This is a genomic window from Streptomyces sp. S6 (genome assembly GCF_054880855.1).
On record NZ_JBTYMC010000036.1, the window covers coordinates 1 to 15,198 of the forward strand.

Here is a 15,198-nt window from a genome sequence, read left to right on the forward strand (position 1 = left end):
CGAGGTCGGTGATGCCCATGGCGTACGCGACGATCGAGCCGGCCGCGGAGCCTCGGCCGGGGCCGACGGCGATGCCCTGGCTCTTGGCCCACATGATGAAGTCGGCGACGAGTCGACGACGAGGCCGAGGAGACCGGTTCGCGCCGTCCCCGCCGCCGCGGTGGCCGCCGCCGTCGCCGGGGTGAGGCGTTCGAGGAGGAGTCCGACGAGCTGGCCGCCGAGCAGGCGGAGCAGGACGCGGAGGACACCGCCGAGCAGGAGAACGAGGACGACGCGGACGGCGAGGAGGAGTCCAGCGGCTCCACCGCCGGGTCGCGCCGCCGGCGTCGTCGGCGTCGTCGGGCCGGGGACTCCGGTGGGGACGTCGAGCACAGCGACGGCGACCCCGAGCGGACCGTCGTCAAGGTGCGTGAGCCGCGTAAGCAGGCCGAGCCGTCGGACGAGGTGCAGTCCATCAAGGGCTCCACGCGTCTGGAGGCGAAGAAGCAGCGCCGGCGTGAAGGGCGTGAGCAGGGGCGTCGGCGGGTGCCGATCATCACGGAGGCCGAGTTCCTGGCCCGCCGTGAGGCCGTCGAGCGCGTCATGGTCGTCCGGCAGAGCCACGAGCGGACGCAGATCGGGGTCCTTGAGGACAACGTGCTCGTCGAGCACTACGTCAACAAGGAGCAGTCGACGTCGTACGTCGGCAACGTCTACCTCGGCAAGGTCCAGAACGTGCTGCCCTCCATGGAGGCCGCGTTCATCGACATCGGCAAGGGGCGCAACGCCGTCCTGTACGCCGGTGAGGTCAACTTCGAGGCGCTGGGGATGGCGAACGGGCCCCGGCGTATCGAGTCCGCGCTGAAGTCCGGGCAGTCCGTGCTCGTGCAGGTCACGAAGGACCCGATCGGGCACAAGGGCGCGCGTCTGACCAGTCAGGTCTCGCTGCCGGGGCGCTACCTCGTGTACGTCCCCGAGGGCTCGATGACCGGCATCAGCCGCAAGCTGCCCGACACCGAGCGGGCCCGGCTGAAGACGATCCTCAAGAAGATCGTCCCCGAGGACGCGGGCGTCATCGTGCGCACGGCGGCCGAGGGGGCCAGCGAGGACGAGCTGCGCCGTGACGTCGAGCGGCTCCAGGCGCAGTGGGAGGAGATCCAGAAGAAGGCCAAGACCGGCAACGCGCCCGCGCTGCTGTACGGCGAGCCCGACATGACCGTCCGGGTCGTGCGGGACATCTTCAACGAGGACTTCTCCAAGGTCGTCGTCAGCGGTGACGAAGCCTGGCAGACGATCCACGGATACGTGTCGCACGTCGCGCCGGACCTCGCCGGGCGGCTGTCGCGGTGGACGTCCGAGGTGGACGTCTTCGCGACGTACCGGATCGACGAGCAGCTCGCGAAGGCGCTGGACCGGAAGGTGTGGCTGCCGAGCGGGGGCTCGCTGGTCATCGACCGGACCGAGGCGATGGTCGTCGTCGACGTCAACACCGGGAAGTTCACCGGGCAGGGCGGGAACCTCGAAGAGACCGTCACGCGCAACAACCTGGAGGCGGCCGAGGAGATCGTCCGGCAGCTGCGGCTGCGGGACCTCGGCGGGATCATCGTCATCGACTTCATCGACATGGTTCTGGAGTCGAACCGGGATCTCGTGCTGCGGCGCCTCCTTGAGTGCCTGGGCCGGGACCGGACGAAGCACCAGGTCGCCGAGGTGACGTCGCTGGGGCTCGTGCAGATGACGCGTAAGCGGGTCGGGCAGGGGCTGCTTGAGTCCTTCTCCGAGACGTGCGTGCACTGCAACGGGCGGGGGGTCATCGTGCACCTCGACCAGCCGTCGGCGTCCGGGGGCGGCGGGAAGCGGAAGAAGCGGGGGCGGGGTGGGGACGAGCACGAGCATGAGCACGTGGTCGAGACCGTTGCCATGCCGGCGCCGGTGCCGTTCGCCCAGGAGAGCATCGAGGAGAGTGTCGCGGAGGTCGCCGCCGAGGTGGCCGCGCCGGTTGCTCTGCCTGCGCCCGAGTTCGAGCCTGACGAGGAGTTGTTCAGCAGTGTGGCCGAGGCCGAGGCTGCCGCTTCTCGGGGGCGGGGGCGTCGGCGGGCCAGCCGTCGGGTGTCCTCGCCGGGCGGGGCTGCGCGGCGGGGGCGCGAGGAGGCGGTGAGTGAGGCGGTTCCGGCCGCTGAGGTCGTCGCCGATCCGGTGGCTGTCGAGGATCCGGTGGCGCCGGTCGTCGAGGTGGTCGAGGAGGCAGCGGCTCCTGTCGTGGTCGAGGAGACTGTCGGGCGTCCGCGTCGGCGGGCCACTCGGAAGGCGTCCGCGCCGGCCGGGTCGCCTGCGGGGGCCGAGGCTGCTGTGGTGACGGTGGTCGAGGCGTCCGCGCCGGTCGCGGTGGCCGAGGTCGCTGAAGCCGCCGAGGTCGCTGAGGTCGTCGAGGAGCCGGTCGCGGCGCCTGCGCGTCCGCGTCGGCGGGCCGTGCGGGAGGTTGCGGCGCCGAGTTCCTCCGAAGAGGCGGCGGTCGTGGTGGTGCCGGCTGTGGTCGAGGCGGAAGCCGAGGCTGAGGCTGAGGCGCCGGTCAAGAAGACCGCTGCGCGGAAGACCGCGAAGAAGGCCACGGCCAAGAAGGCGGCCACCGCTACCGCCAAGAAGACGGCCGCCAAGAAGACGACCACGGCTGCGAAGAAGACCGCGGCCAAGAAGACGACGGCCAAGAAGGCGACGAGCAAGGCTGCGGCGAAGAAGACCGCCGCGGCTGAGCAGGCGGCTGCGCCGTCGGTGTCCGCGTCGGCTTCCGCTGACGAGAGCTGAGTCGTTCGGCCCGGCATCTCCTGTGGAGCGAGTTTGCTTCGCAGGGGGTGCCGGGCTTTGTCGTGGGGCGGCTGCGGGTCGGATGTGGCTGATCGCGCAGTTCCCCGCGCCCCTAAAAGACTTCGGGTGCGGCGCCGTTGTGGTTGGTCGTGCTCGCGTGGTGGGGCCGCAGATCAGATACAGCCCAGCGCCCCTGACGGCGTTGCCCGGGTCCGGTATCGAAAGCTTGCTCCGTGTCCCTGAAGAACCTTGTCCGCGCCCAGCGCTGAAAGCTTGCCCTGTGTTCCTGGGGGGTGATGCTCGGGCGTCTGTTCAGGAAATGGCCCCTGCCGCCCATGCCACACCGTCCCTCCCCAGCCCGGTTTGACCGCAGCGGAGCGTTTCTCGTAGCCTGGGGCGTCGGCGTGTCAATGGGCATGCCACATCCCCGTAAACCTTTCTTCCTTCCGGGCGCGGCTCGTGACCGGGAGAGGCTGGCTGTGTTCGTGACCGGTCGGCTGGACTGCGGGGGTGCCGTTCCCGAGCGAGAGAGTGAGATCCGCGTGTACGCCATCGTGCGCAGCGGTGGTCGCCAGCACAAGGTTGCTGTCGGCGACATCGTTGAGGTTGACAAGATTTCCACTGCCAAGGTTGGCGACACGGTCGAGCTCTCGACCCTGCTCGTTGTCGACGGCGAGGCCGTCACCAGCGACCCGTGGGTGCTGGCCGGCATCAAGGTCCAGGCCGAGGTCGTGGACCACCACAAGGGTGTCAAGATCGACATCCTGCGCTACAAGAACAAGACCGGCTACCGCCGTCGCCAGGGTCACCGTCAGCAGTACACGGCGATCAAGGTCACGTCCATCCCGACGGCCGCGAAGTAAAGAGGGACTGAGCAATGGCACACAAGAAGGGCGCATCGTCCACCCGGAACGGTCGCGACTCCAATGCCCAGCGGCTCGGCGTGAAGCGCTTCGGCGGTCAGGTCGTCAACGCTGGTGAGATCCTGGTCCGTCAGCGCGGCACGCACTTCCACCCGGGTTCGGGTGTGGGTCGTGGCGGCGACGACACGCTGTTCGCCCTCCAGCCCGGTTCGGTGCAGTTCGGCACCTACCGTGGCCGCAAGGTCGTGAACATCGTTCCGGTCGCTGCCTGAAGCGGCTGATCGGAAGCTTTCGCGAGGCGGACCTCACTTCCCGGTCGGGAAGGCGGGTCCGCCTTTCGCGTGTTAGTACAAAGGCATACTCGTACGATTCTGGAGGCACCCCATGACCACCTTCGTGGACCGCGTCGAACTGCATGTCGCCGCGGGTAACGGAGGTCACGGCTGTGCCTCCGTCCACCGTGAGAAGTTCAAGCCCCTCGGCGGGCCCGACGGCGGCAACGGCGGACGCGGCGGCGACGTGATCCTCACGGTCGACCAGTCCGTGACGACGCTCCTCGAATACCACCACTCCCCGCACCGCAAGGCCACGAACGGCAAGCCGGGCGAGGGCGGCAACCGCTCCGGCAAGGACGGCCAGGACCTCGTCCTGCCGGTCCCGGACGGCACCGTCGTCCTGGACCGCGCCGGCAACGTCCTCGCGGACCTCGTCGGCCACGGCACCTCGTACGTCGCCGCGCAGGGCGGCCGGGGCGGTCTCGGGAACGCGGCGCTGTCGTCGGCCCGCCGCAAGGCGCCCGGGTTCGCGCTGCTGGGCGTGCCGGGGGATCTCGGTGAGATCGTCCTGGAGCTGAAGACCGTCGCGGACGTCGCGCTGGTCGGGTACCCGAGTGCGGGGAAGTCCTCGCTGATCTCGGTGCTGTCGGCGGCGAAGCCGAAGATCGCCGACTATCCGTTCACCACCCTCGTCCCCAACCTCGGTGTCGTGACGGCCGGTTCGACCGTCTACACGATCGCCGACGTCCCCGGCCTGATCCCCGGCGCCAGCCAGGGCAAGGGGCTCGGCCTGGAGTTCCTCCGCCACGTCGAGCGGTGCAGCGTCCTCGTGCACGTCCTCGACACCGCGACGCTGGAGTCCGAGCGCGACCCGCTGTCCGACCTCGACACCATCGAGGAAGAGCTCCGGCAGTACGGCGGCCTCGACAACCGCCCCCGGATCGTCGTCCTCAACAAGACGGACATCCCCGACGGCAAGGACCTCGCGGAGATGGTCCGGCCCGACCTTGAGGCGCGCGGCTACCAGGTCTTCGAGGTGTCCGCCGTCGCCCACCTCGGTCTGCGTGAACTCTCCTTCGCCCTCGCGGAGTTGGTGGGCAACGCACGCGCCGCCAAGCCGAAGGAGGAGGCGACCCGCATCGTCATCCGTCCCAAGGCCGTGGACGACGCCGGCTTCACGGTCGTCCGCGAGGAGGACGGCCTCTTCCGCGTCCGGGGCGAGAAGCCCGAGCGCTGGATCCGCCAGACCGACTTCAACAACGACGAGGCCGTCGGCTACCTCGCCGACCGCCTCAACCGCCTCGGCGTCGAGACCGAGCTCCTCAAGGCCGGCGCCCGCTCCGGCGACGGCGTCGCCATCGGGCCCGAGGACAACGCGGTCGTCTTCGACTGGGAGCCGACGGTCATGGCCGGCGCGGAGATGCTCGGCCGCCGAGGCGAGGACCACCGCTTCGACGCCCCCCGCCCCGCGACGCAGCGCCGCCGCGACAAGCAGGCGGAACGGGACGAGGCGGCGGAGGAGTTCGAGGGCTTCGAGCCGTTCTGAGCCACGCCGCTGTTCTGATCCACGTCGGCAATACAGAGGGCCCGCCCACTTTCCCCAAGGGGACGGTGGGCGGGCCCTCGTCGTGCGGAGTGCTCAGCCTCAGGCGACCGGCTCCGGTGAAGCCTTCTTCGGCTCCTCCGGCCTGACCGCCTCCGCGGCGCTCTTCGCAGCCGGTTCGGCCACCGCGGCCTCCGCACCGCGCCCCCACTTGGGCCGAGCCGCCAGCAGCGGGATCGTCATGATGCCCAGGAACATCGGGGCGAACATGTAGCGGGCGAGAGGTGCCGGGTTGGCGGCGACGACTGTCAGTTGGAGGGCCAGCGGGATGGCCAGCATGCCGATCGGGGACCAGGAGCGCTGGCGGCGGGAGAAGGCGTAGAAGACGGCGTAGGCGGCGTAGCACCAGAAGGCGCCGCGGAAGAGGAGCCACTGGAGCTGGGGGGCCTTGCTGGCCTTCCAGGTCAGGTAGGCGGCGTCGTGGAGGGTGTCGCTGAGGGGGCGGATGTGCAGCTTGGCCCGGTAGGGGCTGTCGCGCATCTCGGGGTTCCAGTTGGCCCAGCCGAAGAGGTTCTTCGGCACGGACGGCGTGGAGATCAGCGTGTTGCCGTCCATCGAGGCGGGCCCGGGGAAGATGCCCCACGCGATCTGCGACCGGCACAGCCGCGCGCCGATCATCAGGTCCGGGGTCCGCTTGGCGACCTTGCCCCACAGCTCCAGCAACTGGTCGTTGAGCTCGGCGGCCTTCTCACGGTTCATGGGCTTGCGCATCGCCCAGTCCGCGTTCCAGCAGTTCGCCGCCCGCCCGCTCCAGTGCGACAGCGGAGCGACCTCGGCCATCAGCTTCTTGTCGGCGGCGGTGAACGTCCACGGCTTCTCGCCGTACACGACCGCGATGTCCGCGTAGTTGAGGGCGTACACCTGGTCCTTGGTCGGCGTCTTGACGCCGAGCGCGGGATAGATGACGAGCTGGAGGGCCGCGGCGATCACTGCCGGGATGACCGTCGCGACGAGTATCGCGCGCCGCATCTTCGGCAGCACCAGCAGCAGCACCGGGCAGGCGATGACGGCGACGAGGAGCCCGTTGTTGCGGAACAGCCCCATCATCAGGAACCCGGCGAACAGCACGATCACCTGGTCACGGAACGCCTTGTCCCGCACCGCCTGCCGCTCCCGCATCCGTCGCACGGTGAGCCGCCCCGCCGCCCCGAACGCGAGGAGCGCGCCGATGACGAACGGGACGTCCTTCCACACGAAGATCGTGAACGTACCGATCGACGGCAGCACCGCACAGGCGATCGCCGCCGCCGCGCCGAACTTCCCCGGCACCCCGAAGTGCCGCAGCGTCACGGCGACATAGGCGAGCGCCGCCGCCATCCCGACGGACTGCCCGAACGTCAGCAGCGCCAGGTCACCGGTGAGCTTGATGGAGATCCAGACCAGCCCGTCGTACGCGACGGAGTGGTTGGACATCCAGTGGTTCGTCGTGACGTGCCAGACGTACGAGATGGAGTCGTAGCTCATCCCGCCCGGATAGAACGCCGCCCACCACAGCAGGAAGACGAACTGCGTGACGGCGTACACCGTCAGCGGCATGCGGCGTTTCGGCGGGATGCGTTCCCAGCCCTCTCTCAGGCTGGTCCGCATCGACGAGACGATCGGCGGGGCAGTGGACACTCTCAACGCTCCGTGGCAGGTCGGTCGGGGTGCGCGAGCTCCAGCATCCGGCTGATGACCCGCTCGGCGGCGTGACCGTCGTCGAGGTCGCAGAACATCTTCCTGAACTCGGTGTACGCGTCCGCGTAGGAGGCGTGGATGCGCTCGATGTCGCCGAGCGCGTCGATGAGGCCGTCGGATGTCTGAAGCAGCGGCCCGGGGGCCTGCCGCTCGAAGTCGAAGTAGAAGCCCCGCAGTTGGTCGCGGTAATACTCAAGGTCGTACGTGAAGAACAGCATCGGACGGCCCGTGTTCGCGAAGTCGAACATGAGCGAGGAGTAGTCCGTGACCAGGACGTCGGTGATGAGGTACAGCTCGGCGATGTCCGGGTAGCTGGAGACGTCGAAGACGAAGCCGTCCCCGGCGCCGGGCACCGCGTCGACGATGTTGGAGTGCTTGCGCACCAGCAGGACATGGTCGTCGCCGAGCCTCTGGCGGGCCTTCTTCACATCGAGCCGCAGGTCGAACTTGTAGTTCCCGGCCCGGTAGAACTGGTCGTCACGCCAGGTCGGCGCGTACAGCACGACCTTCTTGCCCGTCGGCAGCCCGATCCGCTCGCGGACCTCGGCGGCCTTCTCCTCGGTGCCCTTGGCGAGCAGCAGGTCGTTGCGCGGGTACCCGGACTCCAGGATCTCCCCGTCGAACTGGAACGCCCGCTTCATGATCGGCGTCGAGAAGGTGTTGGGGGAGACGAGGAAGCTCCAGCTCGGGGTCTCCTCGGCGACCTTCGCCAGGTACTTGCGGTCGGCGAACTGGACGCTGTCGATGTCGTGCCCGATGCGCTTGAGGGGCGTGCCGTGCCAGGTCTGCACGATGACCTGGCCCTCGCGGCGGCGGATCCAGTGCGGGAGGTGCGTGTTGGTGACGATGTACCGGGACCGGCCCAGCGCCTCGTACCAGTCGCGGCTCCAGCGGCGGATCACCTTCACGCCCTCGGGGATCTGCGCCCGCTTGTCCTCGACGACCCAGATGTGCTCCAACTTGTCGCCCCGGCGCAGGAGTTCCTCGTACACCGCGCGCGGCGAGTCCGAGTACTGGCGGCCCGAGAACGACGCGTAGAGCACGGTGTCGCGCAGCGGGGCGGTGCGCGCGGCGGCGTACACCCCGGTGCGCAGCTCGCGCTGGCGGAACCAGCCGAACTCGTCCGGCAGCAGGTCGGGGGCGGCCTCGATGAGGAGCCGGTCGAAGAAGCGGTGCGTGAGCGCGTACTGCCGGCCCCGGACGTCGAACCGCAGCGGGAGCGTGCCGAGCGCGGCCGGCGCGACGCGCAGCGGCACCTCGGTACGGCTCTCGGCGGCCCGCGCCGTCAGGTACCAGCGGCCCTGCCGCAGCGGGACCTCGCTGAGGCTGTCCGGCACGGGCAGGAAGTCCGCGCGGAACACCCCGTCGGCGAGGGTCGCCGGGCTGGAGTGCTCCTCGGAGTGCCGGCTGTGCCGCATGACGATCTCGACCGGCTCGTCCAGCGTCACCGGCAGCGCCCCGGAGAGCGTGATCCGCCCCTCGGGCGTCACGGACAGCTCGGTCACCGCCGGCTGCGCGGCCTGGGTGCGCAGCGCGAGCCGCCCCACCCCGTCGTCCGCGACCGCGACCGACCGCCCACCCCACACGGGGGTGCCGTCGAGCGGGTACTGGCCGGTGAGGCCGCCCTCCTCGGGGGCGACGGCGACCGGGTGGCAGCGGCCGTCCACGGACAGCTCCGCGGACCACTTGTCGGTGAGGTCCCAGTTGCCGACGTCACGGCCGTCCACCGCGAGATCGGCGAGCGGGACGCGCGCGGTGAACGTCGTGCCGGCGCGCTCCACGTCGTACGCCAGCGTCGCCTGCGTCGAGCCGTGCGTGAGGCGCAGGCCCAGCTTGCCGGCCAGCGCCTCGTGGCCGAGGGCGCCGGTCAGCTCCAGGACGCCGTCGGTGACGCGGTGCCCGGTGAGCTTGCCGCGGACCCGCTCGACGCGCAGGTAGACATGGTCGTCGGTGACGAACGGGACGACCCGGACGTCCCGTTCGACCCAGTGCGGCACGGGGCTCTCGGCGCTGCCGCTCTCGCCGGCCTTCAGGCGGGTGCGGCGCACGATGCCCTGCTGGACGGTGGCGACGGTCAGCCGCCACACGCCGTCCCGCCAGCCGCCGCGCGCCTTGAACTTGCGCGGGTCGAGGTCGAGGGAGAACCCGGACCAGTCGTAGTTGTGCAGCGACTGACCCGAAGTCTGCGTGGCGCGCGCGGCCTGGACCCGGTTCGGGCGGACCAGGACCGTGCGGCGGCTGCCGGTCTCGCGCAGCATCAGCACCCGCAGCGCCGTCGGCTGGGGCCGCTCGGCGGCCAGGTTGCGGATGTAGGCGTGGCCCTTGATACGGAGCTTGCCGCTCTCCCAGACGATCTCCTCGGCGCGCGCCCGCGCCGCGAAGTCGGCGTCCACACGCAGGACTTCACGGGGCACCGAGCCCTTCCCGGAGAGCACCGGGTAGTCGGCGAAGTGCCGCAGCCCCTGCCGGACGACGGGCACCGCGCGGCCGGTCTCCCGCTCGTAGGCGAGCAGCTCCATCAGCTCCTCCAGGCGCTTCTCCTGGATGAGGTGGCACTTCAGGCGCAGCGAGACGGGCAGCCGGGGGAACACCGCCGGGTCGACCCGGCTCAGGAAGTCGGCGGCGCCGGTCATGAACAGGTCGCGGAACTCGTCCCCCGCCTCGTCCAACACGCCCATGAACAGCGGGAGTTCGTCGGTGACGAAGATCTCGTCGTACCAGCGCTTGTGCGCCGCGTACTTCTCGCCGGGCTGGGAGCCGAGGAACCGGCTCACCGAGTCGCAGGAGCGGATCCGGTCCCGGACGTTCACGGGCTCGGTGCGCCGCTGCGTGATGGAGGGGGCGCCGCCGGTGCGCTGTCGCCACAGGTAGACCGGGTCGCCCAGCACGTCCACCGACTTGGCGAGGAAGTGCGCGGGGAGCGTCACCGGGGCGTCCTCGTAGAGGATCCCGGGGAATTCGAACGCGTGCTGGTCCCAGAAGGAGCGGCGGAAGACCTTGTTCCACGCCGTGCGGTCGTAGACGAGGTCCTTGTCGCGGCTGATGTGGGTGCGCTCGCGGTCGGTGCGCAGCCGCTTCTGGTGCAGCGGCGAGTTGAGGATCTCGCCCGCCTTCAGCAGGTTGACGTTCCCGCTGGCGAAATCGGAGCCCGTCTTGTCGAGGCTCGCGACGAACCGCTCGTACGCGTCCGGCAGGACGATGTCGTCGCTGTCGACGAACGCGAGGTACTCCGTGCCCTCCGTCAGGTGCGCCACACCCGTGTTGCGGGCCGGACCGAGGCCCTGGTTCGCCTGCGGGACCACTCTGATCCGGTCGTCCTTCGCGGCCCACCGCTCGGCGATCGCGAGGCTGCCGTCCGTCGAGCCGTCGTCGACGACGACCGCCTCCCAGTCGGTGAACGTCTGGTCCGTGAGCGACTGGAGGCATTCGTCGAGGAACAGTTCCACGTTGTAGACGGGAACGACAACTGACAGACGGGGAGGCATCGGGGTACTGCGCCTTTCTCAGGAAACCGATCGCGAAACAGCTTCAAGCCGGACACGGTAGCTCTTAGCCTCGCACGGGGGGCTCCGGTTCCTGTCCCAGGAAGACGCGTCGCACGACCCGCTCCGCCGCCCGCCCGTCGTCGAACTCGCAGAACCGCCTGCGGAACTCGGCCCGGGACTTCGCGGAGGTGTCGTCGGACCACCGGCCGCTGCGGAAGACGTCGACGAGGTCCTCCTTGGTTGCCGCGACCGGGCCGGGGGACACGCTGTGGATGTCGAAATAGGTGCCGCGGGTGGCGCGGTAGACGTCCCAGTCGTTGGCGAACAGGACGATCGGGCGGTCGAGGATCGCGTAGTCGAACATCAGGGACGAGTAGTCCGTGAGGAGACAGTCCGCGGCGAGGTAGAGCTCCTCGACGTCGGGGTGGCCGCTGACGTCGATGACGCCCTCGCTGCCGCCGTGCGAAGCGTCGAGGTTGAAGTAGTGGGCGCGCACCAGGACCGTGAACTCGGCGCCGATGCTGTGCGCGAAGTGCTCGACGTCCAGCAGCGGCTGCGGCGTCGACTGGTAGTCGCGGTGCGTCGGCGCGTACAGGACGACCTTCTCGTCCGCCTCCAGACCGAGCTTCGCGCGGGCCGCCGCACGGTCCTCGGGGGTCGCGTTCGCGAGGACGTCGTTGCGCGGGTAGCCGTAGTCGAGGGACGTGTACGCGGGGGACGGGTAGGCGCGGTCCCAGATCGCGGTGGTGAAGCTGTTGGAGGAGACGCTGTAGTCCCAGCGGTCCACCCGGTCCATCAGCAGCCGCATGTCCAACTGGGCGGCGCCCAGCGGGTACTCGACCTGGTCGACACCCATCCGCTTGAGCGGCGTGCCGTGGTGGGTCTGCACGAAGACCTGCCCGCGCCGCTTCACCACCTTGGTCGGGAAGTTGACGTTGTTGACGAAGTACTGGGAGCGCGCCATCGCCCGCCAGAACCCGAACGAACCCGGGTGCACGGTCGGCGTCCCGGCCGGCGGCCGGTTGCGCGGGCTCGGCTTCAGCACCCACGTCGGCTTCACGGCCGGCGCCAGCTCCCGAAGCTTCTGGTCGATCGCGGCCGGGTTGCAGGAGTAGTCGGCGTTCCAGTACGCCGCGAACACCGCGGTGTCCTTCTTCACCGGCAGCATCCGCTGCGCCCGGTAGTACGCCATGAGGACGGCTGTGCGCACCGGCTTCTTCAGCTTGCGCGCCGCCCGGTACGCCGAGCGCGCGGGCCGCCGCAGCCGGTTCGGGAGCCGGTTCGCGACCCGGCGGACACCCGACTTGCCGGGCTTCTTCGCGGGGTCCCGGTAGTCCGCCGGGCGGTGGGTGCGCTCGGCCTCCAGACGCCGGGCGCGGAACTCGGCGCGGGCACCCGCGGGCAGGCGGCCCGGCATCCGCTCGATGACACCGAGGTGGAACGCCATCCGCTCGAACAGCGGACCCCGCCAGCGGTCGAACTCCGGGTGCGCGGCGAGGAACCCGAAGACCAGGTCGTACTGGTCGAACACCTCGAAGTGCTTACGGCTCGCCGACGACAGGATCGAGCCCTGACGCCGCTGCCGGTAGTGCACGCACACCCGGTCCAGGACGGCGATCGTCTCGGCCGCCACCAGCACCGGGTACGTCCACGGCGTGTCCTCGTAGTAGCCCGTCGGGTAGACGAACCCCCACCGCTCGATGAAGTCCCGCCGGTACGCCTTGTTCCACGCGACCTGGAGGAGCTCCAGGATCACCGGGTGCTCGTCGAGCCGGAACGCACCCGCCGGCGCGTCCGTGAGCGCCTTGCGCTTCGCGTTCGGAGTGACCCGGCCGTCCCAGTACGTCCGGTCGTAGTCGTAGACCAGCAGCTCCGGGTCCCCCGCGTCCTCCAGCCGGCCCGCGATCGCCTGGAGGGAGCCCGGCAGCATGACGTCGTCGCTGTCCAGGAAGATCAGGTAGTCGCCGCGCGCCCGCTCCATGCCGACGTTGCGCGCCCGGCCCAGACCCACGTTCTGCGTGAGCTGCACGGCCACCACACGCTTGTCGGCCGCCGCGTATTCGGACATGATCGCGCCGCAGCCGTCCGGCGACGCGTCGTTGACCGCGATGACCTCGAAGTCCCCGTACGCCTGCTCCAGCACGGAGTCGAGGCAGTCACGCAGGTACGCCTCCACGCCGTAGGCGGGGACGACGATGCTGAAACGCGGGCCGCGTTCTTCGGAGCCTGTGGCAGTCATGTGGGGTCGGTAGCTTTCGCGACTAGGAGGCGGCTGCCGGGGCTTTCCGGCCTCGGACTTGAGGAGGGGCCCCGGCGGACGCGGGTTCCACCGGGGCCGGGAGCTGCGGAAAGTCTTTACTCGGCGCGCGTGAGCGCGTACCCCAGCAGTCTGCGCACCGCGTCCGAGCGGCGGTGGCGCAGGGCGCCCGGCAGCATCGTCAGCGCGTGCAGCCGCATCGAGAGGTGCCGGCGGGCCGACTTGGCGGCCTTGTGCCAGCCGTCCTTGTCGAGTTCGTCGGCGACCTCGTTGAAGAAGCGGACGGCCTCCCCGAACCGCGACCCGGTCGCCGCCTCCGCGGAGGACAGGCTCGCGGAGTGCCGCCGGTAGCGGAACGCGGGCGCCGGGTCCACGACGAGCTTCTCGCCGCGCCGGATCAGCTCGATGATCAGCGCCAGGTCCTGGATGACGGAGAGGTCCTCCCGGAACCCGATCCCCTTCACCGCGTCCGCACGCCAGCAGATCGACGGGAAGTACAGCCAGTTCCCGCCCAGCAGATTCGCCGCCAGCGGCTCGCCCGACAGCACCAGCCGCTCGCCGTCACTGGTCTTCGGCGCGTACAGGCGCCGCTTCACCTCGTCGCCCAGGGTCGTCGCCGGGTTGCCGTGCTCGTCGATCACCTCGACGCCCGGCTGGTAGATCGCGGCGCCGGGCTCGGCCTCGATGGCCGCCTTCAGCGTCGCGACGTACTCCGGCATCATCAGGTCGTCGCTGCCGAGCATCGTGAAATGCGTGGCCTCCACGAGGTCCACGCACTTCTGGAAGTTGCGGGTGATGCCGAGGTTCACCTCGTTGCGCTCGTAGCGCACCCGCTCGTCGCCGAGCGACGCGAACCACTCCGGCACCCCCGGCTCACGGCCGTCGTCGACGACGGTCAGCCGCCAGCCGGGGTCGGTCTGCTCCAGGACACTGCGCACGGCCGCCTGCATCAGGGCGGTGTCGCCGTAGTGCGGCAGCATGATGTCGATGGTCACGAGGCCTGCTTCTCCAGTGCCTTCCGGTCCTTCTGCGCGGACTTCTTGCGTGCCGGGCCCAGCGCCGAGCGGCGGCTGAACGCGAGCAGCAGGATCATCCCGATCCGGCCCAGGTACATCGTCGCCTTCCACGGCGACTGGCTCGGCGTCCCGGTGGTCCGCGCCCGCATCGCCACCGGCACCTGCTCGACCCGGTAACCGGCGCGCACCACGGCGATCGTCGACTCGACGGTGTCGCCCAGGTACTCCACCGGGTACCAGCGCGCGAACGCGTCGATCAGATCGGGGCCGCAGGCGCGGAAACCCGACGTCACGTCGGTCAGTCTGGTGCGGGCCATCCGCGACAGCCAGAACGCCAGCACCAGCATCGCCCAGCGGCGCGGACCGCGCGCCTGGTACTCCCCGGTGCCGGCGAACCGGGCGCCCATCACCAGGTCGGCCCCGGCCTCCAGGCGCTCTATCAGCTCGGGCACGTTGCGGGGGTCGTGCTGGCCGTCCGCGTCGACCTGGATCGCGATGTCGTAGCCGCGGTCGTGCGCGAACTTGTAGCCGGCGCGCATCGCGCCGCCCACGCCGAGGTTGTACGGCAGCTTCATCACGGTCGCCCCGGCGGCGGCGGCCACCTTCGCGGTCGCGTCCGCCGAGCCGTCGTCCACCACCACGATGTCGACGCCCGGCAGTGTCGCGTAGACCTCCTTGATGACGTCGGCGACGCCCTCGGATTCGTTCCACGCGGGCATGATGATCAAGACGCGCTTGCCGTCGATCACTTGAGCCTCCCCGAGTCCCCCGAGGTGACGGACGCCGTCTCACCCTCGGACAGTTGTTGGCGCAGCTCCTGGATGTCGACGCGCAGCAGCGCGACCTCCTCGGAGAGCGTCCGCCCCTCCTCCTCCAGGTGCCCGACCTCCCAGCTGAGCTGGAGGCAGACGATGAAGAGGAAGGCCACGCTGAGGAAGAGGATCAGGCTCACACCCGAGCGGACCCCGACGTTGCGCGCCACCCAGTCCAGACCGGAGGGGAAGAAACCCAGCGGGATGATCACCATGCCGGTGAACACCCACAGGAACGCGTACTTCTCCTTGAGCTTGCGGCGGCGCAGCAGTTCCACGATGCAGAGCACCAGGAAGACGCCGGTGACCGAGGTCAGCATCCACAGTTGCATGGCTACAGGGCCTGTCTTCTCTTCCGGAAAGGGTGGACGGCCACAGAAAGGGGGCCGTCGGACTGTGATCCACTGCCCGTCACATCGACTACCCAGA

The 15,198-nt window shown here is 69.9% G+C and carries 10 protein-coding genes and 1 pseudogene; 4 read left to right on the forward strand and 7 right to left on the reverse strand.

Features of this window, described 5'->3' with window-relative positions; translation table 11 throughout:
* Positions 1-112 (reverse strand): annotated as a pseudogene (locus tag ACVNF4_RS07780) (hypothetical protein); the annotation flags it as partial.
* A 293-nt stretch (positions 113-405) separates the two neighbouring features.
* On the opposite strand from ACVNF4_RS07780, the gene ACVNF4_RS07785 reads away from it, so the two are divergent.
* From ACVNF4_RS07785 to obgE, 4 genes are all read left to right on the forward strand, one after another.
* A complete protein-coding gene (locus ACVNF4_RS07785; RefSeq protein ID WP_461801949.1) occupies positions 406-2,781 on the forward strand; it encodes an Rne/Rng family ribonuclease in 2,376 nt (791 codons plus the stop codon).
* Between the two features lie 542 nt (positions 2,782-3,323).
* The gene (gene rplU / locus ACVNF4_RS07790) at positions 3,324-3,644 is read left to right on the forward strand and encodes a 50S ribosomal protein L21 (RefSeq protein ID WP_055721489.1); all 321 of its coding nucleotides are present in this window, start codon (positions 3,324-3,326) and stop codon (positions 3,642-3,644) included.
* Positions 3,645-3,658: 14 nt separating this feature from the next.
* Complete coding sequence (gene rpmA / locus ACVNF4_RS07795) at positions 3,659-3,916, forward strand: 50S ribosomal protein L27 (protein WP_461801950.1); 258 nt, start codon at positions 3,659-3,661, stop codon at positions 3,914-3,916.
* Positions 3,917-4,028: 112 nt separating this feature from the next.
* Positions 4,029-5,465, forward strand: a complete 1,437-nt coding sequence (gene obgE / locus ACVNF4_RS07800; RefSeq protein WP_461801951.1) for a GTPase ObgE — start codon at positions 4,029-4,031, stop codon at positions 5,463-5,465.
* 99 nt (positions 5,466-5,564) lie between these two features.
* On the opposite strand, the gene ACVNF4_RS07805 is transcribed toward obgE, so the two are convergent.
* The 6 genes from ACVNF4_RS07805 to ACVNF4_RS07830 all read right to left on the reverse strand — a co-directional run bounded on the left by ACVNF4_RS07805 (position 5,565) and on the right by ACVNF4_RS07830 (position 15,089).
* A complete protein-coding gene (locus ACVNF4_RS07805; RefSeq protein WP_461801952.1) occupies positions 5,565-7,109 on the reverse strand; it encodes a hypothetical protein in 1,545 nt (514 codons plus the stop codon).
* A gap of 32 nt (positions 7,110-7,141) precedes the next feature.
* On the reverse strand, positions 7,142-10,684 hold the full coding sequence (locus ACVNF4_RS07810; RefSeq protein WP_461801953.1) for a bifunctional glycosyltransferase/CDP-glycerol:glycerophosphate glycerophosphotransferase: 3,543 nt from the start codon (positions 10,682-10,684) through the stop codon (positions 7,142-7,144).
* Positions 10,685-10,748: 64 nt separating this feature from the next.
* Entirely contained in the window at positions 10,749-12,923 is a 2,175-nt protein-coding gene (locus ACVNF4_RS07815) for a bifunctional glycosyltransferase/CDP-glycerol:glycerophosphate glycerophosphotransferase (RefSeq protein WP_461801954.1), read from the reverse strand.
* Positions 12,924-13,039: 116 nt separating this feature from the next.
* Positions 13,040-13,936, reverse strand: coding sequence for a glycosyltransferase family 2 protein (locus tag ACVNF4_RS07820; RefSeq protein WP_461801955.1), 897 nt, complete (start codon positions 13,934-13,936; stop codon positions 13,040-13,042).
* The gene (locus ACVNF4_RS07825; RefSeq protein WP_461801956.1) at positions 13,933-14,706 is read right to left on the reverse strand and encodes a glycosyltransferase family 2 protein; all 774 of its coding nucleotides are present in this window, start codon (positions 14,704-14,706) and stop codon (positions 13,933-13,935) included. Before ACVNF4_RS07825 ends, ACVNF4_RS07820 begins: the two co-directional genes overlap by 4 nt.
* Complete coding sequence (locus tag ACVNF4_RS07830) at positions 14,703-15,089, reverse strand: DUF2304 domain-containing protein (protein ID WP_461801957.1); 387 nt, start codon at positions 15,087-15,089, stop codon at positions 14,703-14,705. The genes ACVNF4_RS07825 and ACVNF4_RS07830 overlap by 4 nt, the downstream gene beginning before the upstream one ends.
* Positions 15,090-15,198 lie beyond the last annotated feature (109 nt).